Origin of the sequence: Methanofollis sp. W23, assembly GCF_017875325.1 — an archaeon.
Taxonomy (GTDB): domain Archaea; phylum Halobacteriota; class Methanomicrobia; order Methanomicrobiales; family Methanofollaceae; genus Methanofollis.
Genome location: NZ_JAGGMN010000001.1, coordinates 2,679,480 through 2,702,534 on the forward strand (window position 1 = coordinate 2,679,480; position 23,055 = coordinate 2,702,534).

Annotated in this window: 21 protein-coding genes; 7 read left to right on the forward strand and 14 right to left on the reverse strand. The window is 60.9% G+C overall.

Translation table 11 applies throughout. From position 1 onward, the window contains the following. Positions 1-453: 453 nt before the first annotated feature. The 3 genes from J2129_RS11635 to J2129_RS11645 all read right to left on the reverse strand — a co-directional run bounded on the left by J2129_RS11635 (position 454) and on the right by J2129_RS11645 (position 2,816). Positions 454-1,089 (reverse strand): type I 3-dehydroquinate dehydratase, encoded by a 636-nt coding sequence (locus tag J2129_RS11635; RefSeq protein WP_209631024.1) that lies wholly within the window; start codon positions 1,087-1,089, stop codon positions 454-456. Between the two features lie 562 nt (positions 1,090-1,651). Continuing rightward, the gene (locus J2129_RS11640; RefSeq protein WP_209631025.1) at positions 1,652-1,993 is read right to left on the reverse strand and encodes a carboxymuconolactone decarboxylase family protein; all 342 of its coding nucleotides are present in this window, start codon (positions 1,991-1,993) and stop codon (positions 1,652-1,654) included. A gap of 481 nt (positions 1,994-2,474) precedes the next feature. Continuing rightward, entirely contained in the window at positions 2,475-2,816 is a 342-nt protein-coding gene (locus tag J2129_RS11645) for a carboxymuconolactone decarboxylase family protein (RefSeq protein WP_209631026.1), read from the reverse strand. A gap of 800 nt (positions 2,817-3,616) precedes the next feature. Here J2129_RS11645 and J2129_RS11650 point away from each other — a divergent pair. Next, entirely contained in the window at positions 3,617-6,175 is a 2,559-nt protein-coding gene (locus J2129_RS11650; RefSeq protein ID WP_209631027.1) for a U32 family peptidase, read from the forward strand. Positions 6,176-7,084: 909 nt separating this feature from the next. Here the strand turns inward: J2129_RS11650 and J2129_RS11655 are convergent. Then, positions 7,085-7,369 (reverse strand): chorismate mutase, encoded by a 285-nt coding sequence (locus J2129_RS11655; protein WP_209631028.1) that lies wholly within the window; start codon positions 7,367-7,369, stop codon positions 7,085-7,087. Positions 7,370-7,446: 77 nt separating this feature from the next. On the opposite strand from J2129_RS11655, the gene J2129_RS11660 reads away from it, so the two are divergent. Then, positions 7,447-8,046, forward strand: coding sequence for a peptidase M50 (locus tag J2129_RS11660; RefSeq protein ID WP_209631029.1), 600 nt, complete (start codon positions 7,447-7,449; stop codon positions 8,044-8,046). Here J2129_RS11660 and J2129_RS11665 read toward each other — a convergent pair. Genes J2129_RS11665 through J2129_RS11695 form a run of 7 tightly spaced genes read right to left on the reverse strand, consistent with a single transcriptional unit; the run spans position 8,021 to position 13,165 of the window. Continuing rightward, entirely contained in the window at positions 8,021-8,644 is a 624-nt protein-coding gene (locus tag J2129_RS11665; RefSeq protein WP_209631030.1) for a flavodoxin family protein, read from the reverse strand. The two genes, J2129_RS11660 and J2129_RS11665, sit on opposite strands and share 26 nt — an antisense overlap. After that, positions 8,634-9,260 (reverse strand): flavodoxin family protein, encoded by a 627-nt coding sequence (locus J2129_RS11670; RefSeq protein ID WP_209631031.1) that lies wholly within the window; start codon positions 9,258-9,260, stop codon positions 8,634-8,636. The genes J2129_RS11665 and J2129_RS11670 overlap by 11 nt, the downstream gene beginning before the upstream one ends. Positions 9,261-9,299: 39 nt before the next feature. Beyond that, on the reverse strand, positions 9,300-11,759 hold the full coding sequence (locus J2129_RS11675; RefSeq protein ID WP_209631032.1) for a PAS domain S-box protein: 2,460 nt from the start codon (positions 11,757-11,759) through the stop codon (positions 9,300-9,302). A gap of 34 nt (positions 11,760-11,793) precedes the next feature. After that, entirely contained in the window at positions 11,794-12,432 is a 639-nt protein-coding gene (locus J2129_RS11680; RefSeq protein ID WP_209631033.1) for a peroxiredoxin, read from the reverse strand. A 27-nt stretch (positions 12,433-12,459) separates the two neighbouring features. Then, on the reverse strand, positions 12,460-12,801 hold the full coding sequence (locus J2129_RS11685) for a carboxymuconolactone decarboxylase family protein (RefSeq protein ID WP_209631034.1): 342 nt from the start codon (positions 12,799-12,801) through the stop codon (positions 12,460-12,462). 4 nt (positions 12,802-12,805) lie between these two features. Beyond that, positions 12,806-12,931 (reverse strand): desulfoferrodoxin FeS4 iron-binding domain-containing protein, encoded by a 126-nt coding sequence (locus J2129_RS11690; RefSeq protein ID WP_209631035.1) that lies wholly within the window; start codon positions 12,929-12,931, stop codon positions 12,806-12,808. Positions 12,932-12,940: 9 nt separating this feature from the next. Then, entirely contained in the window at positions 12,941-13,165 is a 225-nt protein-coding gene (locus J2129_RS11695; RefSeq protein WP_209631036.1) for a hypothetical protein, read from the reverse strand. 110 nt (positions 13,166-13,275) lie between these two features. Here J2129_RS11695 and J2129_RS11700 point away from each other — a divergent pair, with 110 nt between their 5' ends. Next, entirely contained in the window at positions 13,276-13,875 is a 600-nt protein-coding gene (locus J2129_RS11700) for a flavodoxin family protein (RefSeq protein ID WP_209631037.1), read from the forward strand. On the opposite strand, the gene J2129_RS11705 is transcribed toward J2129_RS11700, so the two are convergent. Continuing rightward, on the reverse strand, positions 13,859-14,746 hold the full coding sequence (locus J2129_RS11705) for a cation diffusion facilitator family transporter (protein WP_209631038.1): 888 nt from the start codon (positions 14,744-14,746) through the stop codon (positions 13,859-13,861). The genes J2129_RS11700 and J2129_RS11705 overlap by 17 nt on opposite strands. Positions 14,747-15,232: 486 nt before the next feature. After that, the gene (gene radC, locus J2129_RS11710) at positions 15,233-15,889 is read right to left on the reverse strand and encodes a DNA repair protein RadC (protein WP_209631039.1); all 657 of its coding nucleotides are present in this window, start codon (positions 15,887-15,889) and stop codon (positions 15,233-15,235) included. Positions 15,890-16,045: 156 nt separating this feature from the next. Here radC and J2129_RS11715 point away from each other — a divergent pair, with 156 nt between their 5' ends. The 4 genes from J2129_RS11715 (at position 16,046) to J2129_RS11730 (ending at position 21,826) form a co-directional block, all read left to right on the forward strand. After that, positions 16,046-16,546, forward strand: a complete 501-nt coding sequence (locus J2129_RS11715; protein WP_209631345.1) for a rubrerythrin family protein — start codon at positions 16,046-16,048, stop codon at positions 16,544-16,546. A gap of 835 nt (positions 16,547-17,381) precedes the next feature. Further along, positions 17,382-18,788 (forward strand): hybrid sensor histidine kinase/response regulator, encoded by a 1,407-nt coding sequence (locus J2129_RS11720; RefSeq protein ID WP_209631040.1) that lies wholly within the window; start codon positions 17,382-17,384, stop codon positions 18,786-18,788. Next, entirely contained in the window at positions 18,788-19,441 is a 654-nt protein-coding gene (locus tag J2129_RS11725; protein WP_348632323.1) for an HD domain-containing protein, read from the forward strand. Before J2129_RS11720 ends, J2129_RS11725 begins: the two co-directional genes overlap by 1 nt. Before the next feature lie 393 nt (positions 19,442-19,834). Further along, a complete protein-coding gene (locus tag J2129_RS11730; RefSeq protein ID WP_209631041.1) occupies positions 19,835-21,826 on the forward strand; it encodes a cation:proton antiporter in 1,992 nt (663 codons plus the stop codon). Here the strand turns inward: J2129_RS11730 and J2129_RS11735 are convergent. Then, positions 21,807-23,015 carry an FAD-dependent oxidoreductase gene (locus J2129_RS11735; RefSeq protein WP_209631042.1) on the reverse strand — a complete coding sequence of 403 codons (1,209 nt, stop codon included), beginning with the start codon at positions 23,013-23,015 and terminating at the stop codon, positions 21,807-21,809. The genes J2129_RS11730 and J2129_RS11735 overlap by 20 nt on opposite strands. Positions 23,016-23,055: the final 40 nt, after the last annotated feature.

Sequence of the window (23,055 nt, forward strand, 5' to 3'; positions counted from 1 at the left end):
TCGAGAGAGCCCCCGGCGAGAGCATGGAGGAAGGCGAATGGGTCACACTCATACCAGGAACATATCTCAACACTCACTGTGGTTGAAAATGATCTTGAACTGAATTTGTGTCGTTCCTGAATTTCTAAACTCCATCCTCTACCAGGGGGCTTGTCCGCCCCCTGGACCTCCCGCATCACGATAGGTCGTGGATGACAATCCCTCTTCATAGATTTGAATATGCTTTCCCGACTCTCTCTTCATCTTGGGGGTCCGGGGGGCACTCGCCCCCGGCACGGTGAAGTTGGAAGGCATGAAGCAAGCCATCGTTGGGCAATGAAGAGAGGGAGGATCTCTCCACCACATTCAGTGCTCTCTTCTGAGAAGGAGGGGGGGACTGGAGAGTTTGGGGATGACTTCCAGGAATGAGTGAGGGTTTCTACAAGGCCTGAAATTCATATCGTCCCGGTGACGTCACCGATAGGTGAGCAACTCCTGGAGGTGTTCGAGTTCCCTGATGTCGTACTGCCCCTTCGCTGTCGGCGTGCCGATATGGCAGTAGACCCATTCTGACCCGAAGAAGGGGAGGAAGGTCCTGGCATACCTGAACTCCTCGCCCATCACCGTCGTCACCAGGGGTCTCTCGGCTTCAAGGGTGAATTCGAGGAAGTCCAGGAGGTCCCTGGGTGACGACGGGGTGACGGCGATCTTGGGGACATCGCCGTATTCTCTCAGGTCTCGCTCGATCGCCTTGAGATCATCTGGTGAGGGCATGTATTTGATATGCGCCGAGGCGACGACCTGGAGAGGCTGGTAGTGGATCATCCTGGCAAACTTCCTGAACTTCCGCTCCACGTCCACATAGTCCACCAGGTCCAGGAAAGGCTGGATGGTCGAGAACCATTCTTCTGCATCACCGGTGAAGGCGCCGCCTTCCTCTCTGCTCCTGAGGGTGGCGATGATCGGGAGGGTGCACTGCCCCCCGGTCCCTGCCATCACCGAGGAAAGGTCATCGCTCATGAGGTCGAGCCGCAGCTCGATGAGGTCCGCACCCAGGGCCACCGCCTTCGGGATCTCGGCCGGGCTCGCCAGCGAGACAACGATCTTCATACACAGAGGGATCACACACTCACCAGTTATATGCCTGATCCTCAAGGGGTGAAAACGCGCATCGCCTCTGCGTGAATGGAATGATCTCCTTGTCTCGATATGTTGCCCTGTTCTGAAGAAATTGTGTCCAGAAAAATAGGTTCTGTAGATATTCTCTTGATGGCCATCTGAGATCAGGGATTGTCTCGACTCCTTCCAGGGACTCCCCCCACGCACGAAGGGGGGGGGAGGCGAGTGAGTCACGCTCATACCGGGAATGAGTGAAGTTTTTTAAAATGTCTAATTTTCGATAGAGCCCCGGATAGAGACTATGAGAAGGTGAGTGACATCCATTCTCCTCACCTTCTCCTGGTTTGAGTATGATTCGCCCACCTCCCACCATGAACGCGCCTGGGACGCTGCCTCTGGACCCCTGGGATGAAGATAGGGCCGGGAAGGCACCATCAACGACCATGAGGAGTTGAGCGCCGTCTGCCACCAATCGCTCGCGCGGGGAGCTCGGGGGGCGGCACGCCCCCTGCAGAGATGGCCATCCCGAGCATCTCTAAAGAGTCAGAATGTCTTATGGTGCCTCGAACTCGTCGCAGGCATCGATCACATAGCGCATATATGCCATCGCAGGCCCGCCTCCCATCGGGATTGCGGTGAGGGCGCCTTCCATGATCTCCTGGCGCGTCGCCCCGGCCTTGATGGCGATCTTGGTGTGCATCGCGATGCAGAAGGGACAGTGATCGGCGACAGCGAGGGCGATCATCATGATCTCTTTGTACTTTGCCGGGATCGCCCCTTCTTTCGAGATACTCCTGACCATCGGGAGGAAGGTGTCCCAGACCTCAGGGTCGAACTCGGCGATCTCGGCGTTGGTCTGCTGGACCTCTTTGAGATATGTGGCAATGTCGGTCATGCTATCATCTATCTTTCTCGCCTTCATCCGTGATAAGAGGTATGAAACGTTTCAAAGGGATGGAATCGGCTGTGTAGAAACGCTCTGGATGAAATTCTCTGGTGGGGGTCGTGCCGCGACACACTCATCATGGTCATCTATTCTGCCTTCCTGCCCCCGTCGTGGTGCCCGTGGGTCTGGGCGCCCCCGGCACCGGGATTTTGGAAGGCGTGATGATCAGGTGTGCCGCCCCCACCGTAGAACCTTCATCCTCGTCTCGCACTGGGGGCTCTGCTCCCAGTCCTCCCACGACGAGGATCGGGGAGCATCCGGTGATTCCTGTCTTGTGTATTACTCAGAAGGAGGAACACAGATCAGTGCACGACCAGGAGACCCAAAGGAATTTTCATTCGGTATGCTTGGTTTGAACCCAAGGTTCATGCCTGATTCTACATAGCCAGAATATCTATTCCTTTCCCCTTTCTCCAAATTCGGCGACCGATTACCTGGCTCCATATTCATCGCAGGCGTCGATCACATGGCGCATAAAAGCCATCGACGGTCCGCCGCCCATCGGGATGGCCATCATGGCACCTTCCATGATCTCCTGGCGCGTCGCCCCGGCCTCGATGGCTTTCTTCGTGTGGACGCCGATGCAGAACTGGCAGTGGTCGGCGACGCCGAGGGCGACCATGATGATCTCCTTGACCTTTTCAGGGAGCGCCCCTCTCTTTGAGGTGGTCTTGACCAAGGAGGAGAAGGCATTCCAGGCATCGGGATCGAAGCCCTCCAGGTCTTTGCGCGTCTGGGCCAGTTGGCGTACGTAGGTGTCTATGTCGGTCATGGTATCCTGTTCTATATGGGTCTGTCTCCGATAAATGGCTATGAAATGGCGTAATGAAGTTCAGATGACAGGGATATTTGAACGGAGAAATCGGGCCCTGTAGAAACCCTCACCTATTTGGTGGGGAGAATGCGTGTCACCAGCCTTCTCCTTTCTTCGGCCGGGGGCGAGTGCCGCCCGGCCCACCGGGATCAAGATTGAGTCGTGAAGGCAGAACAGATGACCATGACGGGTGCGTTACCTTTCTCGACCTATCATTTGACGGGCGACGTGGGGACGGCCAGTCCCTCGCAGAAATTACCTTCTAGGGAATTTCTACACAGCCAAAATTACGGGAACCTCATTTCAGAATGATCGGCCCTCTGTCTTCCTGGTCCTGTCCTTATCCAGGGGTATGGAGGTGCGACCTCCGGCATGAAGAGGAGGGAGGCACGTGATCAGAAGGCTACTCTGACAGGATCTATGAGGGTCTCTACAAAGCCTTGATTCCGTCTTCCTGACCTCTCTTCATCCCTGTACAAGCATCGGGGGAGGGGGTTGAGTCATGCTCACACCTCAAGGTGACGGGGAGATCTGCAGGGCACAATTTTCGAGTCACGACTGGAAGGAATTTGAGAAGACCCTTGGACTCACCAGTTTAGAGAGACTCTCTCCATAGCCTGGCTAGAGTGTAGTTTCAGGCCATCTTTCATCTGTCTGCGATCTCCCCCTTCTGGGATCCCAACGGGGGGCCCGCACCTTCCGAGGTGCAGAGGATAGATGCCCCCTCTGAAAGGGATTTATCTCCGTCTCCCCCATCTATGCACACGAAACCCAAAGCGATGCCCGAACTTCTTGCCCCTGCCGGCTCATGGGAGGCCCTTTGTGCCGCGGTCGCGGCCGGAGCCGATGCAGTGTACCTCGGCGGGACACATTTCTCGGCGCGCCGGTACGCTGCCAACTTCGACGATGCCGCCATCGAGGAGGCGGTGGCCTATGCCCATGCCCGCGGCGTGCGGGTCTATGTGACCGTCAACACCCTTCTTCACGACGCCGAACTCCAGGCGGCGGTGAGGTATCTCCTCTTCCTGTACGAGATAGGGGTCGACGCCGTCCTGGTCCAGGACGTCGGGCTCCTCAGACTTGCGAGGACACTCGTCCCCGACCTCCCTCTCCATGCCTCGACGCAGATGACCATCACCAGCGAGGAGGGGGTGCGCTGGGCGGCAGCGCACGGGATCGAGCGGGTCGTCCTGGCCCGTGAACTCCCGCTCCACGAGGTGGAAGGGATGCGGGCCGCGGTCGAGGAGACCGGGATCGGCCTGGAGGTCTTCCTCCACGGTGCCCTCTGTTATGCCTATTCTGGCCAGTGCCTCCTCTCATCGGTGATCGGTGGACGGAGCGGGAACAGGGGCGCCTGCGCCCAGCCGTGCCGCAAAGCCTACACCCTGCTGAGGGGCGACCTGGACACCTATGGCCGCCCGGTCGGGCTCAGGCCAGTCAGGCTCCCTGACAGGTACCGTCTCTCCACGCGCGACATCTGCCTGTACCCGGCCCTTGAGGAGGTCGTCCGTGCGCCAGTCGCCTCGCTCAAGATCGAGGGGCGGATGAAGACCCCGGCCTATGTGGCCACCGTCGTCTCGGTCTACCGGCGTGCCCTCGACTCCCTGGCCGCGGGCCGATCCCTCCCCGACCCTGCTGCGGCAGAGCGCGACCTTGCTCTCGCCTTCACCCGCGGGTTTACTCAGGGCTATCTCTGCGGCGAGCGGCACCGCGGGGTGATCGGGCCAGAGCGCCCTGACAACCGCGGGGTGGCCCTCGGCACGGTCACTGCTTTCTCGAGCCCGCGGATGGAGGCGACTGTCGCTCTTGCCGAAAGCGACCTCGTCCCCCAAAGTGGCGACGGGCTCGCGGTGAGGTGGCCTGGCGGAGAGTTCGGACTCGTAGTGCATGGGACACCGCGGGTGCGGGATGGCACCCTCAGGCTCAGGCTCCCGCGCCCTGCCCCTCTCGGTGCCGAGATCGCGGTCACCCGCCGGTCCGCCCTGGAAGCGCAGGCCACCGAAATCGTCCGTGCCGGGCGGCAACGCCTCAGGGTTGACGCCACCGTTACCTGGGAGGCGGATGGTACCCCGGTGGTAGCCGGGATCTGCACCCCACCCCGCGGGGAATGCGTCGCGTTCCATGTTCGCGCCGACGAACCGATGGGCCTGGCCAGGACCAGGCCGCTCAGTGCCGACAGGATCAGGGAGCATCTGGTCAGGACCGGCGGCACCCAGTTCTTCATTGGCCGCCTCGACCTCCAGTACCCCGGCGGCCTCTTCGCCCCTGCCTCCTACCTCAACACCCTCAGGCGGGACATGCTCGCCGCCGCCGAGTCGGCCCTCGTCTATGCCGCCCGCCCGCCTGCCGGAACGGTCGAGGCCGCCTACGAGCGCCTTGCCGCCCTCCTCCCTGACCTGGAGACAAACGTCACTCCCGCCCCGACAGTGCGCCCCGCCCTTGCGGTGATAACCGACACCCTTGAGGGGGTGGCCGCGGCCGCCGACGCCGGTGCCGACCTGATCTGCTTTGAACCAACGCTGCCGGCATGCCGCCTTGAGACCTTTGAGGAGGCGGTTAGGGCCGCCGCCGACCACCCTGTGGTCTGGAAATGGCCTCGGATCGTCACCCGCGCCTTCCTGAACCGCGCCCTCCCCTTGCTCCCTGCCGTCCATGCCGCCGGGATCGCCGGGGTGATGGTCGAGGGGCACGGGTGCGCCGACGCCGTGCGCCTGATCGTGCCCGAGATGCCCCTCTACGGGGGTATCGGGCTGAACATCTGGAACCACGTCGCCGTCGAGGCCTATGCCGACTTCGCCCTCCTCACCCTCTCGCCAGAACTCTCAGGCGACGAGGTCCGTGATCTCGCCGCCCGCCGCCCGACCGGTTCGCCGGCCCTGGGCCTCCTCGTGCAGGGGACCGTCGAGGCGGCGGTCACCGAGGACTGCCCGCCGGCCACTGCTCTTGGATGCCCGGCAGGGTGCGGTGGGAAGGCCTGGGGCCTCAAGGACGAACGAGGCATGGTCTTCCCGCTCAGGAACGCCGGCGCATGCCGGACTGCGATCGGCAACCCCGTCGAGACCTGTCTCCTCGACTACCTCCCTGACCTTGCCAGTGCAGGGGTGGTGACCTTCATCATCGACGCACGGTGGCGCGGCCCAGCCTATGCAGGGGAGATGACCGGGATCTATCGCGAGGCGCTTGCCGCCGACTGGTCCCGCCGTGCCGACCTCGCTCCCCTCAAAAAAGAGATCAAAGCACGTGCCCTCGGCGGGATCACCTCCGCCTCCTATCTTTACGGCACCAGGGACAGATCAAAAAAAGAGGGTCGTCGATAGGATCCGGTTTCTTTCTTTGTGTTCTCCTGCCGGGAGAAGACTCCCCGGGGGACTGGCTGTCCCCCCCGTCCCCACGCAGGGGATAGGGAGGAGGACGGTAATCCTCTTTTCAGAATTATCAAAGATGCCTCTCCCTTCCTATCGCCATCCCGGGGCCTTGGGGAGCCGCGCCCCTGGCACCGATGTGTGGGACGGGGTGATGATCAGATGTGCCGTCCCTATCGCAGAATCTCTCCTTGAATCTCTCGCCGGGGGTTGCACCTCCCGGACCCCCCACGACGAAGATAGGTGGGTGCGGCGATGGAACAAGATCTCCGCTGCTTCTTCTGTATTGAAGTAGAGTGATCAAATGACGAGAAATTAGCTCTGTAGAATCAGGCATGAACCACTGGCTCATGCATACACGATTGCACATGACCGTGGGCCCCCAGGGTGTGTGGGCCTGTGCCCCCCTTCAGAGCAGGACACCACATAGGATCATCACGTCATTGCCGCCCCTGCCTATCCTCGCTGTGGGGGGTCCGGGGGGCACTCGCCCCCCGGTGTGAGATTGCGATGAAGAGTCGCGACGAGGGCGGCACGTTCTGATCATCACGCCTCCCACACGCTCCTGCCGGGGGCGCTGCCCCCGGACCCCTGGGATGAAGATAGGGCGGGGAGGGCAGAGATTCGGATCGTTCTGAGGACGGCTTTATTCTCCGCATATCAGTTATGAAAAAAATATGTATCTTCGAATTCTCATCCATAACTCCATAATTGAATGTCGGGATCATTTTCATGGTAAACCCTCACTTCCTCTCGGTGCAAGGGTGACTCAATCGCCTTCCCCCCTCTTTGGCCGGGGGCGGCACGCCCCCCGCAGAGATAACTGTCCAAAGAGTTTCTACAGGGCCGGGTAATGGCCACTCTTCACGGCAAATTCCCTTCCCCGCTCCATTCGCGCTGCCGTTCCTCGCTCATCTCGATCAAGATCTCAAAGATCCGGCGCACCTGCACCGGGTCGACCTGCTTCTCCACCGCCGTCTCAAAGATCCCTTCCAGCAGCGCCTCCCGCCGTGCCTCGTCCCGCACTGCCGCCCCGGCCAGGTACTTCTCGTGGGCCATTCTCACCGCCGCCGCCTGCCGCGCCGCGATGAGATCGATGATCCCGGCGTCGATCCGGTCGATCTCCCGTCTGACCTCCTCGATCGTCATGCCTCTACCTCTACCCTCCCGCTACAAAACGGTGCCGACCCACAAGGATAAACCTCCAGAAGGTGCACTTTATTTACATGCTTGAGAGAATCCCGCGGCGCGAACGGCGGGACCTGCTCGTGGCCTGGGCGGCGATCGCCGTCGCCTTCACCTTTCTCTACCTCCGGGACTCTGTCGATCTGGTGTGGCTCCTGATCATCTTTGTCTTCTCCCTCCTCACCGTCGGGATCGGTTTTGTCTTCCACGAGCTCGCCCACAAGTTCGCCGCGATGCACTTCGGCTACTGGGCCGAGTTCAGGAAAGACAACATCATGCTCCTGATGGCGGTGCTCCTCGCCGCCCTTGTCGGCGTCGTCTTCGCTGCGCCTGGCGCCACCATGGTCTACGGCGCCACGACCAGACGGGAGAACGGTGTCATCTCGGCCGCCGGGCCTGCGACCAACCTCGTGCTCTGCGCCATCTTTGCCGGCATCTACTTTGTGGGGGCGAGCCTTTCCCCCTGGGTCATGATCCTCGGGATGATGGGCGTTCAGATCAACGCCATGCTTGCCGCCTTCAACATGCTCCCGGTGAGCGTGCTCGACGGGAAAAAAGTGTTGGACTGGGACAAAGGGATCTTTGCCGTCCTCTTCGTCGCCTCGTTTGGGGCGGTCATCGCCGCACTGACTTTCCTGTAGTCTGGATGGCGGTCACCTCCTCGATCACCTCCCTTCCTTTCTCTTTTGCCTCGGCCAGTGCGGTCGGGTGCCCATGGATCCCTCCAAACTCGTCCATGTTGTTTGCGATGACATTGTCATAATACTCAAACCCCGTCCCATGGAAGAACGCCGTCACCATCGGATAGGCCGAGTCAAAGACATGGTCCCAGCTCTGCCCGGCCGTCGAGATGAAGACACCCTTGTGCGCCCGTATATGTTCGTCTGAGTAGTAGAGATCCCTGATCACGAACTTACGTGCCCAGAGAAACTGCGCCCGGTCGATGAGCCCCTTCAGGTCGGCGGTGATCCCCATCGAGTAGATCGGGGAGGCGAGGGCCAGGACATCGGCGGCGAGGATCTTCTTGAAGAGCCCGGTAAGGTCGTCCCTGACCACACAGATCCCATGGGTATGGCAGGCATTGCACCCGCGGCAGGCCGAGTACCTCAGTTCCCTGAGCACCACCTTCTCGACCTCGCCGCCCGCCTCGTCGGCACCTCCCAGAAAGGCGTCAAGGAGGGTCTCGGTGTTCCCGTGCCTGTGCGGACTCCCCGAGATCCCGAGCACCTTAACAGTCATCGCCGAACCGCTCCCTCAGTTCCCTGACCAGGGTCACTCCCAACGCCGACGCCTCGGCTGCGGCCGTCGGGTGTTCCTTCACCTCGCCGGCATGGTCGACCCCCTTTACCATCAGGTACGAGATATCGACGTCCCTGATCTCCATCACATGATAAAAACATTTCACGCTTGGCACCGCTGCATCGAAGACATGCTCCCAGGTCTGCCCTGCCGTCGAGAGAAAGACCCCGAGCCGTTTGCCCTTCCGCTCGGGCGGGACGACTGGCAGGTGGAGGACATATTTGCGCGACCGAAAGACCTGCGCCCGGTCGATGAGCGCCTTGGCCTGGGCGCAGATGCCCATACAGTAGATCGGGGCGGCAAGAATGACACAGTCGGCGTCCAGGAGTTTTTGCCCGAGCCAGTCAAGGTCGTCGCGCTGCACGCACCGGTTCAACCGCTCGCAGGCATTGCACCCCCGGCACGGTCCGACTGTCACTTTGTTGAGGGGAACCTTCTCGACCTCGATCCCGCCCTTTCCTTCGGCCTGCATGGCGGCGGTCACCCAGTCGAGGAGAGTCTCAGAGTTGCCATGCCGGCGCGGACTGCCGGCGATGGCAAGGACATGGAGCACCATTACAGGTTCTATCTCCCGGGACCACAAAAAAGGTGGCGGTCAGGCCTCCTCATGGGACCAGAACCGCCCTACAGGGACCTTGATCTCGAAACGCACCCCTTCGCCTTCCCGCCCGGTCTCGGTGATAGTAAGCCCGGTGAGGGCGAGAACCTCGCGCGAAAGGAAAAGCCCCAGGCCGGTACCGTGTCCGGCCCCATACCTGAAGACCTGCTCTTTCTGCCTCTCAGGGATCCCGACGCCGTCGTCCTCGTAGACGATCATGACCTCGTCACCTGCAGGCACGAGTCTGACATGGGCCGTCTTCGCCCCCTTCCCGTGGCGGATCGAGTTGTCCACCAGGTTGTAAAAGACCCGTTCCAGCAGAGGGTCGGCGAGCACCTCGAAATCGGACGGGACCTCGACCTTGAGGGCGAGGTCGGCGGGCGAGAGTGAGGCAAAGGCCTGCTCGATCTCCTCCCTCACCCCCTGCCAGACCGGGCCCTTCACCCCGAGTTCCTGGTAATCGCGGGTGAAATCGACCTGCCGCCTGATCCGTTCCGAAGCCCCGACGATCTGGTCCAGGTACTCCCCGCCCTCCCCACTCTGGCGAGCAAGTTCGAGGTAGCCCTGGAGGACCGTGAGCTGGTTGAGGAGGTCGTGGCGGAGGACCGAGTTGAGGAGGTTGAGTTTCCGGTTTGCCTCATGGACCGTGGTCTCCATCGCCTTGCGTTCGGTGATCTCGGTCCCGTACAGGTTCATGTAGCCTCCTTCAAGGACCGGGACGCAGGTGATTGAGTAGTCGGCACCGTCGACCTGGAAGTCCTGGCGCCTTCCCTCCCCGGCAGTGAACGTCTCCCTGACAAAAGTCCAGAGATCTTCTGGCACCATGCCGCCTTCCCTGATCCCCCAGAGGTCCATGAGCGGTCGACTTGCCGGGTTTGCATAGAGCACCGTCCCGTCGGCCCGCACCCTGAGGATGGGTTCGGGTGACTCTTCAGGGAACTTTGCCAGGTCCTGTGCCTTTTCTTCAGCCACTTTTCGGGCGGTGATGTCGTAGAGAGAACCCTGAAGAATTTTCGTCTCTCCTTCGGGATCCTGGATCGTCTGGATCTGTTCGTGGATCCATCCCACACTCCCATCTTTCTTCCTGATCCTGAAGTCAAGGGTTCCTGCCCCCTGCCTCTCGATGAGGTCGGCAACAAATGCGTTGAACATCTCCCGGTCGTCTGGGTGGACGATCTCGCGCCAGTCCGCCTCACCTGAGAGGAAGATTTCGGGGGTATACCCGGTGATCCCCTCGACGTCCCCGAAGATATGGGCTGGACTGAGGTCGGGTTTCGCCCTGAAGGCGATCCCCTGGAAGTTCTCCAGGAAGACGCGGTACTTCTCCTCGCTCCGCCTGAGTGTGTCTTCCATCGCCATCCGCGTGGTGACATCCCGCGCGATCCCGGTGGTCCCGATCACCGCGCCGTCGGGCCCGGTGATCGGGGTCTTCACCGTCTCGACCCATGCCTCAAGCCCGTCTGGCCTGGTCAGGGGTTCCACCAGGAACCGTCGTGCCCCCGAGACCATCACCTCCTGGTCCTCCTCGCGATACCGCTCGGCCAGGTGCGCCGGCCAGACCTCAGTGTCGGTACGCCCGACGATCTCCTCACGCTTCTTCCCGACAAGTTCCTCGAACGCCCGGTTCACTGTGATGTAGCGGCTATCCCGGTCCTTGAGCCAGGCATAATCAGGGATGTTGTCCAGGATCGCCTTCTGCACCACCTCTCGCCAGCGAAGTTCCTCTTCGGCCGTCACCCGTGCGGTGATGTCGGTGATGAAACCTTCAAGGGCAACGAGCGAACCGTCGGGCCCGAGCACCCCCCGGCCCTGTTCCCAGACCCAGCGTTCGCTCCCGTCGGCGGTCGTGACGCGGTATGTCACCCTGAAGGCCGTCCCCCGCTGCACCGCCGACTGGATATCCTCCCAGACATAGTCGCGGTCCTCCTCCCTGATCAGGTCGCCGTACGAGACCCGCCTGTTCATCACCAGGTCTTCAGGGGCGTACCCAAGCACCTCCTTGCTCCCGTCGCTCACGAACTCCATCGTGTACGTGGGTTCAAGTCTGCACCGGTAGACCATGCCTGGCAGGTTGGCCATCAGGGTGGTGAGCTGGCGTTCCCGCTCTTTGAGGGCCTCGCCGGCGCGGCGCCGTTCATGGGCTTCCAGCGCTGCCCGCACCATCTCGCCGGTCCCCCCCGCCATCCCGCCGACCGATCGCGTCTCAATGACCACCGAGTGGTCGCCTTCAGACGGGACGATCAGGAGGTCGGGCGGGGTTTCGCTCCTGAGCACCTGCTCAAAAAAGTCTGTCCCGGTCTCCTCGATCGGGGCGATGACGACCTCGTAGCGTTGCCGGTCAAGTTCGGCAAACGCCTCGTCAGGTCCGGGGACAATCGTGACCTGAGTCTCCTCTGTCCGGGGCCTGGGGCTCTTCCCGACGATCAGGATGCTAACCCCTTTCTGTATCGTCTCCATGGCTCACAAGGCAGGGGCCGATGGGGCGTCCTGCTCAGATCTCCTTGAAACAGAGGTACCAGTCCTTGCAGTCGTACCCCTCTTTCTCCCGTTCTTCCATCGCTTTCGCGGTCTTCGGCGGAGGTACCACGACCTTCTCGCCTGGCTGCCAGTTTGCCGGCGTCGCCACCCCGTGCCGGTCTGAGGTCTGGAGGGCCTTGACCAGTCTGACAATCTCGGGGATATACCGCCCATTGCTGAGCGGGTAGTAAATCATCGCCCGCATCATCCCGTCGGGGTCAATGAAAAAGACTGTCCGCACCGTTGCCGTGCTGCTCTGGCCTGGATGGATCATCCCGAACTTTCGTGCGACTCCCATGTCCAGATCGGCGATGACCGGGAAGGGGATCGTCACTCCCATCTTCTCCTTGATGTTCCTGACCCACGCAAGGTGGGAGTGGACACTGTCGATGGAGAGCCCGATCAACTGGACGTTGAGGCGCTGGAGTTCGTCGTTCGCCTCTGCGAGGCCGATGAACTCGGTGGTGCAGACCGGCGTGAAGTCGGCCGGGTGCGAGAAGAGCACGACCCACTTGCCACGCAGGTCCGAGAGTTTGAGCGGGCCATGAGTGGTCAGGGCCTCAAAGTCAGGCGCTTCCTCCCCTAGGATGGGGAGGGAGTGTATCTCCTCCATTATGTGTCCCCCTTCGATCCCCCGGCTTCAGTCCATGAACTCCTCGAGTGCCGCCTTCCCATAGACATAAGCTGGCATCCCGGCCAGGAGGAAAGCGACCCGCAGTCCCTCCTCAATCGCCTCCTTCTTCACGCCCAAACTCTTTGCCCCGGCCATCTGGGCACGAACCGCGTGTCGGTCGCGGAGCGACGCGGCGATCGCAATTGCAAGCACTTTTTTCGTCTGTTTGGAGAGCGCCCCGTCGGCCCAGACCATCTGGTCCAGGCCCATCACCTTCTCATAGAGGTCGGGTTCCATCTCCTTGAGTTCAGCAAAGATCTTCGGCACCTTGCCGATCTTCTCTTCCAGGTCTTTCAGTTTCTGCTCCATACAATCACTCCTGGAGGACCATCGGTTCGCCGCAGCAGACCAGTTCTCCTCCTCCTACTTCTTTGACTTCGACTACGTTCCCGCAGATCTCACAGAGAAAGACCTGCCCCACTTCTTTGACATTGGCCAATTGATCCCCTCATTTTCGTTTCGGGGGGTGGAGGACGTCTTCTGGCGTCTTGATATCAGGCCTGATATGGGTCATGGGGAAGCACTGGTATTCCTCGCAGGCGCAACTCGGGCACTTGACCAGGTCTTTCTCGGCGTCGGTCACCTTCAGTTCCCGCCCGCAGTCGATGCAGATGTACTTGCCAGGCCCCACCCGCTCCCCGGCCTTTACTTTCTGTGGTTCCTCTGCTGTCATGCTCTCACCGACGGGAGATTATAGTCGCTGTTATATATTTCTTCCCGGTATGGGGAGGTCAGGGCCTGACCGGGCATAACTACATATAGGCCAGGGCAGAGGTGTCATCCATGCCTGGAAAGATCATCGCTCTCCTGGGAAGTCCGGTGCGGCGGGGGAACACTGCATATCTCTTCCAAAAAGCGGTGGAAGGAGCCGAGGAGGAGGGGTGCGAGGTCGAGAAGGTGATGGTTCCCTTCCTCAATTTTCAGCCCTGCATGGAGATCTTCCACTGTATGGCCCATGAGGACTGCCAGATGCAGGATGATCTCACGCCATATTACCAGAAGTTCAGGGAGATGGACGGCCTGATCATCGCCACGCCGATCATGACGATGGGCATTCCTGGCAAACTCAAGTCGTTCATGGACCGGTTCCAGGTCTTTTATATGGCAAAATATATGCGGCACCACTCGTTCATCTCGCCAGAGCACCGGGCACGGAGGAAGACGCTCTTCATCTGCATATCAGGGATGGACCTGCCCGACAACTTCGACGGGGCCCTCCAGACGACGCGGGCCTTTTGCGAGATCGTCGACTGTCCGTACTGGGATGGGGTCTTCCAGCGGGACATGGACCATGTCAGGGACATCAGGACGCGCCCGGAGGTGGTCGAGGCGGCGTACGAGAAGGGAAAAGAACTTTGCCGCCTGGTCAGGAGAGAGGACTGACCTCCCTGTCCTCTTCCTCGCCTGGTTCGATGTGCACGATCACCTCTTTCATGCCTGGCACCGCGGCGATGATCGCCGCCTCGATCTCAATGGTGAGGGCGTGCGAGGTCTGCACGCTCATCCTGGGGTCGACGGTGACGTGGATGTCGGCACGGAGGTCGCCAGCACCGCCCCGGCACCTGAAGCGGTGGTAGCCCTGGACACCGGTGATGGCGGTCACGGCCTTCTTCACTGCATCCTCGCAGTTGACGGTAGCGGCGTCGGTGAGGATCATCCCGGCGTCCTTGAGGATGGAGAGCCCCATCTTCCCGATGATGGCCCCGATGGCCAGGGCGATGAGGGGGTCGGCGAGTGGGTAGCCCAGACAGACAAACCCGAACCCGGCCAGGACCGAGAGTGAGACGAGGATGTCGCTCTGGGTGTGTTTAGAGTCAGCGATGAGAAAACTGCTCCCCAGTTCTTTACCAGCCCGGCGTTCGTACCGGGCGACGAGGATGTTGATCACGATCGTCGCCGTCATGACGCCGATGGTGAGGAGGGTGATCTCGGGGACGGCCCCGGTGGTGATCCTGGTCAGTCCTTCGGTGATCACCCAGTAGGCGGTGAGGAGAAGGAGGCCGCCGACGACCAGGGTACCCATCGTCTCGAACTTGGCATGACCATAGGGGTGGTTCTGGTCGGGCGGGATGGCGGCGATGGTCATGGCGGCGATCCCGATGATGTTGGAGACCGAGTCAAAGGTCGAGTGGAGGGCGTCGGCGACCATGGACATCGACCCGGCAAGGAGGCCGAAGACCGCCTTGGCCAGGGCGACGGTGATGTTGGCGATGAGGATGAGCCAGAGCACCCGCCTGGCCCGCACGTACTGCATATCGAAAGTAGATTGACGCCGCGATATTTAGGGTTATGTCATGGGAATACGCAGGATCTGGGAGAGGAGAGGGGTGATGGGTTCAGTCTTTCCGGGACATCATGATCCTGTGTCCTGCCTCCAGTACGAGTGTTCGGAGAAGTCAGTCTTCACATCTGTCTGAATGTCCTTCTGATCACTCGCCCACTCTCATGCACCGCGCCCGAGGCTCATGTTCGTTCTGCTCACATTTTTGAAAATCTGACTTTGTAGAACTCCTCTAGATAGCCATCTCTGCGGAGGGCTTGCCTCCCCCTGCTCCCCCTGCCACACGATAAAGGGGAGGAGAACAACTTGCCTCTTCATTGGCCATCCATTCGGCCTTCCCGACCATATCGAGGTCCTGGGGGTCTGGGGGCAGAGTTCCAGGTCGAAGAGAAAGGAGAGCAAGTGACACACAAGGTGAGATTTTCTAATCACCTTGCATCTGAAAGATTCCTCCAGACCTTACAGGAGGCCGCGCTCACGCATCGAAAGGTGGGTTTTTTTCGTGAGGATGATATGGTCGAGGACCCGGATCCCGAGGATCCCGGCGGCGTCGAGAAGTTGCCTGGTGATGGCGATGTCCTCGCGGCTGGGTTCCGGCGATCCCGAGGGGTGGTTGTGGACGAAGACCACCGAGGCGGCGCGGTCGGTGATGACGTCGGCAAAGACCTCACGAGGGTGGACTGGGCTGTAGTTGAGGAGGCCTTTGGTGACGACGCGGTTGCCGACGACCTCCCCGGCGCCGTTGAGAGAGAGACAGACAAAATATTCCTGTTTTCGTTCGGCGATGTGGCGGACGAGCGGGAGGACGTCTTCGGGCCTCGTGATCCTGATATCATCCGGGACGAGTCGCCTTCTGGCCAGTTCGAAGGCGGCAGTGATCTGGGAGGCCTTGGCGGCGCCGACGCCGGGGATGGCAAGGAGGTCGGCGTAGGCCGGGACATCGCTGAGGGGGAGAGTCCCTTCGATCGCCCGTGCGACCTCAAGGACGTCATGGCCAGGGCCACCGCTTCCGATGATCGCGGCGATGAGTTCCCGGTCGGTGAGAGCCTCAGGGCCTCTGGCGGCGATCTTCTCCCTGGGCCGGTCGAGGGCCGGAACCTCGGAGATCCGTTTCATCATCATCTCCGGTATCGTCGTCTCCAATATATATGTGTTTGAATGCCTTCCTGGCTGGAGTTCAGGGTCATGGGGGAGTATTTTCCCTCGTTGATCAGGCCGTTCTCTCTCCTGACGGTGAAAAGTATTTTTAACGGCCAGGGTGAAGCACTGCATATGGCAACGATGGAGAACCTTAAGGACGCCTTTGCCGGGGAGTCGCAGGCGAACAGGAAGTATCAGTCTTTCTCTGAGAAGGCAGACGAAGAAGGGTTTCCGAATGTCGCACGTCTCTATCGTGCGGCGTCCAGGGCCGAGGCGATCCATGCCCGTCGCGAACTCAGCGTGATGGGCGGGGTGAAGAGCACGGCCGAGAACCTGGAAGGGAGCATTGAAGGGGAGACCGAGGAGTTCACCGAGATGTACCCCGGCTTCATCGAGGAGGCGAAGCAGGAGGGGAACACCGAGGCCGTGGTCATCTTCACTCATGCGATGAAGGCCGAACAGGTGCATGCCGGGCTGTACACCAGGGCCCTGGAGGCGTTGCGGGGCGGCAAGGACTTCGAGGGCGCCGAGGTTTTTCTCTGCCCGGTCTGTGGGAATATCGAGATTGGCAAACCCCCTGAGCGCTGCCCGATCTGCGGAGTGCCTGGTGCGAAGTTTATGAAGGTGGAGTGAAAGTCTCCCCTGACATTCTTTTATGCAATTTTTAACTCTGTAGAATCAGGCATGGACCCCAGGTTCACGCATATGGGATGAACATGATCATTGGTCTCCAGGGTGTGTGGGCCCATGATGCTCCCCCTGTAGCGCAGGACGCCACAGAGGGACCACCACTCACCTGCCGCCCCCACCTCTCCTCTGTCCAGGGGGTGCCTCCCGGCGCGAGATGACAGAGAAGATTCTATGATCTGGGGCGGCACCCCTGATCACATCGCGCCTTCCCCCACCTTCACCCCGCAGGCGAGGCTCCCCTGGACCCCGGGAATGGCGATAGAGGTGAGAAAGCAGGGCTCCGATCGTGCTTAGGGTGTCTCTCTCATCTGTATGTCATCATCGACGAGATCAGGATGGTTCATCATAAAAACCAGGGAAGATTGTCGTCAGGATCATTTTCATGGTAAATTCTCTGGATGTCTCACTCTGGCGGGGGCGTGCTGCCCCCTGAACCCCCTGCCACACGAGAGGTCGAGGACGGGAGCATCCTCTTTATGGCCGTCTATTCTGCCTTCCCTACTCTATCTTGCTTCCTGGGGTCAGGGGGCAGCGCCCCCGGCACATGTGATGGGGAAGGCGGGCGAGTCGCGCTCACATCAATATATGATGTGAGCGTTCGGCCCTCGACATTTTAGATTGATATGGAGGGAATTTATGAGGGTTTTCTGGTGACTGTCATCCCCGATATGTCCGAGGAGATAAATGGAAACCTATAATTCTCCCGAAGGAGAGCATCGGGATGGGTTTTTGGATGCAGGAAGGACAGCAGAAAAGGTGGCCGATAGGTTCTATTCTGGTGTTTGATCCAGATGACCGGGTTAAGGACCATATGAAGGACGCCCTCGGGTACGACGATACGCTCCCGGTCGTGATCCATCATTCGGTGGACGAAGCCCTTGAATATCTTGCAACCACTCCTTGTTACGCGATATTTGCACAGTATCAGGTGCCGGATACCAACAGCCTCGCCTTCTTCAGGACGGTGCGGGCCCGGCACCCAGATATTCCTTTTATCTTCTTTGCCGGGACGGCGGCGGATGAGGTCTCGGAGGGGATCGTCTCAGGGGCCGACCTATTCCTCCCGACCGTCGGCGATGGTTCTGCGCTTGAACCCGTTGTCCGTTGCCTTGCGGCACAGCGGCAGACAGTGCGCCACCTCGGCATGGCGCGGATCGCTCTTGAACGCGCCGGTGATCTGGTCTTCTGGCTGGATGCCGAGGGGAGGTTTGTCTATATCAACGAGACTGCCTCGGCTCTTCTGGGCTACTCACGCGAGGAGTTTGCAACGATGACGCTTGCCGATATTGATCCTGGTTTTCCGAAAGAGCGATGGCCCGAAGCCTGGAAGGGGATGAAATTGCGTCGGCGTGTATCCCAGGAGTCTTCACACCTGACGAAGGCGGGGAAGACGATCCCCCTGGAGATCAGTGGGGAATATCTTCATTTTGACGGCACGGAATATCTCTGCGCGATCGCCCGGGATATCTCTGACCACAAGCAGGCGGTGTCGGCGGTGCGGGAGGCGAACAGGAAACTCAATCTCCTTTCTGGCATCACGCGCCACGACATCCTCAATCAGGTCACCGCCCTTTCCGGCTACCTTCATCTTCTTGGCCGCGAGTTGGAGGGGGAGGACAACCCGGCGGTGCAGAAGTATCTTGGACGGTGTCAGACGGCTGCAGAGACGATCCAGCGCCAGATATCGTTTACCCGTGACTATGAAGAACTGGGCGTGCACGGGGCGGTGTGGCAGTCGGTGGACGAGGTGGTGCGGCATGCGGCGGCCACAGTCCTGCCAGGACATCTTGACTTCAGTGTTGAGACAGGGGGGCTGGAAGTCTATGCCGACCCGATGCTGGAGAAGGTCTTCTTCAACCTCCTGGAGAATTCTGTCCGTCACGGGGGTGGCGTGACCATGGTGAGGGTTGGGTTCTCAGGGGATGAGCGCGGCGGGGTCATCGTCGTAGAGGACAACGGTGTCGGTGTCCCTGACGGCGAGAAAGCTTCGATCTTTGAGGTAAGGTTTGGCAGGAAGGCCGGGGGGTTCGGGCTTTTTCTGGTGCAGTCGATCCTGGGCATCACCGGGATGACGATCGCCGAGACCGGGCGGGAAGGCGAGGGGGCGCGCTTTGAGATCAGGGTGCCGCCTGGGGGATGCCGGGTTCATCCTGAAGAAGAGGGAATGAGTTCTCCAGATCCCTGATGACCGGGTCCAGGACCGTCGCCTCTATCATCCCGGCCTCCCAATATCCTTCCACAATGCAGGGCATGGACGACGAGATGGACCGGATGCGAGCATATGTGGAGACCGCTCTCGGGGCCTCGGGGTCCCACGGCTATGACCATATCCTCAGGGTCACCCGCCTCTGCCAGGTGATCGGCCGGGTCGAGGGTGCCGACATGCGGGTGCTCATCCCGGCGGCGCTCTTCCATGACGTCGCCCGCCCCCTGGAGGAGAAGCGCGGGCTTCGTCATGAGGAAGAGGGGGCTCGGGTCGCGGATGCCTATCTCAAGGGCGTCCACTATGATCCCGCTCTTATCCTGGCAATCGCCCATGCCATCCGCACCCACCGCTACCGCTCCCGCGCCACGCCCGAGACCCTGGAGGCAAAGATCCTCTCCGACGCCGACAAACTCGACGCAATCGGGGCGGTCGGTATTGCCCGGACCTTTTTGCGGGCAGGAGAGCACGGCGAAGGGATCCAGGACGCCATGGGCCATATCGAGGAGAAACTCCTGAAACTGAAGGACTTGATGTACACCGGGGGGGCGAGACAGATCGCCGAAGAACGGCATGCGTTTCTCATCAGGTTTGTGGAGAATATGGAGGGGGAGATGGGGGGTGACCTGGAGTGAGAGGGCATTTCCGCTCTTTTCTTGTGTGAACGAAACTTTCTGAATCGTTGCTCCGACATTCTCTGCTCCTCTTTATGGGGGGCACTCTTGAGTTGAAAATCTGCTTTTATCCGGTGGACTTTCACGCCATGGGTGCTGTATCCTCTTGACTCCCTCTGGTCGTTCCCCTGGCGTCTGGCATGATCGATATGGGAGAATGGTGGGGTGATGCTCATACCGTCCCAGATCATGAGGGGTTCTACACGGCTGGGGCGTGACACTTTCGGGACAAACTCGCGGTAGGGCCGGGACGCCAGTTTGTTTCATGCGCATCTCTCCACAGCCCTGCACGTCGCCCTTCACCAGAAACCCTAAATGAGATGGTTCCCGATTTCTGAAGAAACAGGAGCCTTCATGGAAGCAGTAATCCTCGACGACATCCTCGTCATCTTCACCCTCTCTATCGCCATCCTCTTCCTCTGTTCACGCCTGAAGATCCCTGGCATCGTTGGGTTTCTCATCACCGGGATGGTCGCGGGGCCGCACGCCCTCGGGCTCATCGACGACCCCGAGAGCGTCCAGGCCCTTGCCGAGATCGGGGTGGTCCTCCTCCTCTTCACCATTGGGATGGAGTTCTCGTTCCAGCATCTGCTGCGGATCCGCCGGGCCGTGCTCATCGGCGGCACCCTCCAGGTGGTTCTTACCGTCGTCGCGGTGGCGGCCGCAGGCACCTTCTTCGGGCTCGTACCTGGGCAGGCAGTCTTTTTTGGGTTTCTCCTCTCCCTCTCCAGCACCGCCATCGTCCTCTCGCTCCTCCAGGAACGCTCTGAAGTGGAAAGCCCGCACGGCCGCACCACCCTCGGGATCCTCATTTTTCAGGATCTGGTCATCATCCCGATGATGCTCCTCGTCCCCTTCCTTGCAGGGGAGGGCGGCGAACCTGGCAGCGGGTCGGTCTTGGTTTTTCTGCTTACTTCGGCCGGGCTTATCGCCTACGTGGTCGTCTCGGCAAAATGGCTCGTCCCAAAACTCCTCTTCCATGCCGCCAGGCTGCGGAGCCGCGAGATCTTTCTCCTCTCCATCATCGTCATCTGCCTCTTCACCGCCTGGCTCACCCAGAGCGCCGGGCTCTCCCTCTCCCTCGGCGCATTCCTCGCTGGGCTGATCGTATCCGAGTCCGAATACGCCCACGAAGCCCTCGGCACCGTACTCCCCTTCAAAGACGTCTTCACCAGTTTTTTCTTTGTCTCGGTCGGGATGCTCCTTGACCTCAGGTTCGTCGTCGACCACCCCTGGATCGTCCTGCTCCTGGCCCTCGCCGTCATCATGGGCAAGAGCGTCGTCGCCGCGGGCGTCACCTCGCTCCTCGGGTCGTCCCTGCGGACCTCAGTCCTCACCGGGACGGCGCTCAGCCAGGTCGGTGAGTTTTCGTTTATCCTCTCGGTGGTGGGCGTGCAATATGGCCTCCTCAGTCCCTGGGCCGAGCAGGTCTTCCTGGCCGTGGCGGTGGTCACGATGATCGCCACGCCCTTTACCGTCGGGTTCTCACCTCGTCTTGCCGAACGCTCCTGCCGTCTCCCTCTCCCCGAACGGGTCAGGACAGGGAGTATCAGGGAGGCCCCTCCCGACGAACCGGTGCTGCGCGATCATATTGTCATCGTCGGGTTCGGGCTCAGCGGCAGGCATGTGGCCAGGGCCGCAAGGGCCGCCAAAATCCCATACGTCGTCGTCGAGATGAACCCAGAGACCGTGCGCGAGGAGCGGGGGCGGGGCGAGGTGATCTATTATGGCAATGCGGCCAGAGCGGCGGTCCTCGAACAGGCAGGCATCGACCGGGCCAAGGCGCTCGTTGTCGTCATCTCGGACCCGTCGGCGACCGGGCGAGTGGTGGCGACAGCCAGGCGGGCCAATCCGCACCTCCAGATCATCGCCAGGACACGCTATGTGAGCGAGATGGAGGACCTCTTCAGGCTCGGAGCCGACGAGGTGATCCCTGCCGAATTCGAGACCTCGGTCGAGATCTTCACCAGGATCCTCACTACCTACCTGGTGCCGAGAGAAGAGATCGAGCGGTTCACTGCTGAGGTGCGGGCTGGGGGCTACGGGTTCCTCAGGGCCACGGCCATGCAAGCACCACGTCTCCACGACATCGGGTTCTTCCAGCCAGGTGCCGAGGTCGAGAGCCTCAGGGTCGGTGAGGGCGCGAAGGTCGAGGGGCGGAGCCTGGCCGATCTCGACCTGCGCAGGCGATACGGAGTGACGGTCCTGGCGGTCCGCCGGGGGGCCACCGTCCTCTCCACCCCGAGCGGGGAGACAGAGCTCATGGCCGGGGACGTCTGCGTGGTCATCGGTCCCGAGGAGAAGGTCGCTGGCGTCGACCCGCTCTTCAGGGGTGAGGGGGTATGAGCGGCGGCCTGGCAACTTTTGCCGCGGCCTTCGCCTCTCCGGCCATCAGGTAAGTATGGACCTCGAGGGCGGCCTTCGCCCCTTCGCCTGCGGCGATGATGATCTGTTTGCCCCTGACCGAGGTGACGTCGCCGGCGGCAAAGATCCCGGGCTGAGAGGTCTGGCAGTTCTCGTCCACCTGGATCTCGGCCTGGTCATTGAGCCTGACCAGGTCCTTGACCGCGGCGGTGTTGGGTTCGTGGCCGATCTCGGCGAAGACCCCGTCGACCGCGAGTCTCCTTTCTGTGCCGCGCTCCGCGTCCTTCATCCGTACGCCAGAGAGCACCTCTCCGCCAAGGAGGCCGGTCACGGTGTAGGGCATATGCACCGTGATGTTCTCGTGCTCGTCCAGGCGGTCGGCATAGACGGGATCAGCCCTGATCTGTGAACGGACAATGAGGTGGACCGAGCGTGCGATCCTGGCCATCTCCAGGGCAGCGGTGACGGCCGAGTTCCCGCCGCCGACGACGGCGACGTCTTTGCCCTTGAAGAGGGGGCCATCGCAGGTGGAGCAGACAGAGACTCCGCGGCCCCAGAACTTCTCCTCCCCCTCGACGCCGAGCCGGCGGGGTTGGCGGCCGGTGGCGACGATGAGGCTCCTGGCCTTAAAGGTCTCCCCTGCATAGGTGGCGACCGCAAAGAGGTCGTCTGGCCCCCGGCTCACCCCGGTGACACGGTCGAGTTCGAGGCGGACATTGGCGCCCCTGGCCTGTTCTTCGAACCGGTTCATGAGATCTTCGCCGGTGACCATCCGGTAGCCCATATAATTCTCGACAGCCCAGCTCTCCATGGCCTGCCCACCGATATTCTCTGAGATGACGAGGGTGGAGAGAGATTTTCTGGTGGTGTAGACCGCGGCCGTCAACCCGGCGGGTCCTGCCCCGAGGATGACGACGTCGAAGGTGTCGCCGCCCCGTTCTGTCCCGAAGACCTCGGTGAGCCTGGGAGCGTCGAAACCGACGATCACCTCCTCGCCGACGACGGTGACCGGCACGCCGAGTTGCCCTGAGATGCGGTACAGGTCGGCGGCCGCCTGCTCGTCGGCGCCGGCGTCGATGTTACGATAAGTGATCCCGTGTTTTTCCAGGAAGGCCTTGACCATCCGGCAGTAAGGGCACTGTCTGGTGGAGTAGACGATGACTTCAGGCATGTGAGGGGGGTAGTAAAGGGGAGATAAAAGGGTTGTGGGA

Bases quoted from the DNA above. Each gene is read 5' to 3' on its own strand.
- J2129_RS11695 (WP_209631036.1), bottom strand. From the start codon at position 13,165: ATGACAGCAGAGGAACCACAGAAAGTAAAGGCCGGGGAGCGGGTGGGG.
- J2129_RS11635 (WP_209631024.1), bottom strand. From the start codon at position 1,089: ATGAAGATCGTTGTCTCGCTGGCGAGCCCGGCCGAGATCCCGAAGGCG.
- J2129_RS11725 (WP_348632323.1), top strand. From the start codon at position 18,788: ATGACCGGGTCCAGGACCGTCGCCTCTATCATCCCGGCCTCCCAATAT.
- J2129_RS11650 (WP_209631027.1), top strand. From the start codon at position 3,617: ATGCACACGAAACCCAAAGCGATGCCCGAACTTCTTGCCCCTGCCGGC.
- J2129_RS11715 (WP_209631345.1), top strand. From the start codon at position 16,046: ATGGCAACGATGGAGAACCTTAAGGACGCCTTTGCCGGGGAGTCGCAG.
- J2129_RS11685 (WP_209631034.1), bottom strand. From the start codon at position 12,801: ATGGAGCAGAAACTGAAAGACCTGGAAGAGAAGATCGGCAAGGTGCCG.
- J2129_RS11645 (WP_209631026.1), bottom strand. From the start codon at position 2,816: ATGACCGACATAGACACCTACGTACGCCAACTGGCCCAGACGCGCAAA.
- J2129_RS11680 (WP_209631033.1), bottom strand. From the start codon at position 12,432: ATGGAGGAGATACACTCCCTCCCCATCCTAGGGGAGGAAGCGCCTGAC.
- J2129_RS11655 (WP_209631028.1), bottom strand. From the start codon at position 7,369: ATGACGATCGAGGAGGTCAGACGGGAGATCGACCGGATCGACGCCGGG.
- J2129_RS11670 (WP_209631031.1), bottom strand. From the start codon at position 9,260: ATGGTGCTCCATGTCCTTGCCATCGCCGGCAGTCCGCGCCGGCATGGC.
- J2129_RS11705 (WP_209631038.1), bottom strand. From the start codon at position 14,746: ATGCAGTACGTGCGGGCCAGGCGGGTGCTCTGGCTCATCCTCATCGCC.
- J2129_RS11675 (WP_209631032.1), bottom strand. From the start codon at position 11,759: ATGGAGACGATACAGAAAGGGGTTAGCATCCTGATCGTCGGGAAGAGC.
- J2129_RS11640 (WP_209631025.1), bottom strand. From the start codon at position 1,993: ATGACCGACATTGCCACATATCTCAAAGAGGTCCAGCAGACCAACGCC.
- J2129_RS11735 (WP_209631042.1), bottom strand. From the start codon at position 23,015: ATGCCTGAAGTCATCGTCTACTCCACCAGACAGTGCCCTTACTGCCGG.
- J2129_RS11700 (WP_209631037.1), top strand. From the start codon at position 13,276: ATGCCTGGAAAGATCATCGCTCTCCTGGGAAGTCCGGTGCGGCGGGGG.
- J2129_RS11730 (WP_209631041.1), top strand. From the start codon at position 19,835: ATGGAAGCAGTAATCCTCGACGACATCCTCGTCATCTTCACCCTCTCT.
- radC (WP_209631039.1), bottom strand. From the start codon at position 15,889: ATGAAACGGATCTCCGAGGTTCCGGCCCTCGACCGGCCCAGGGAGAAG.
- J2129_RS11660 (WP_209631029.1), top strand. From the start codon at position 7,447: ATGCTTGAGAGAATCCCGCGGCGCGAACGGCGGGACCTGCTCGTGGCC.
- J2129_RS11665 (WP_209631030.1), bottom strand. From the start codon at position 8,644: ATGACTGTTAAGGTGCTCGGGATCTCGGGGAGTCCGCACAGGCACGGG.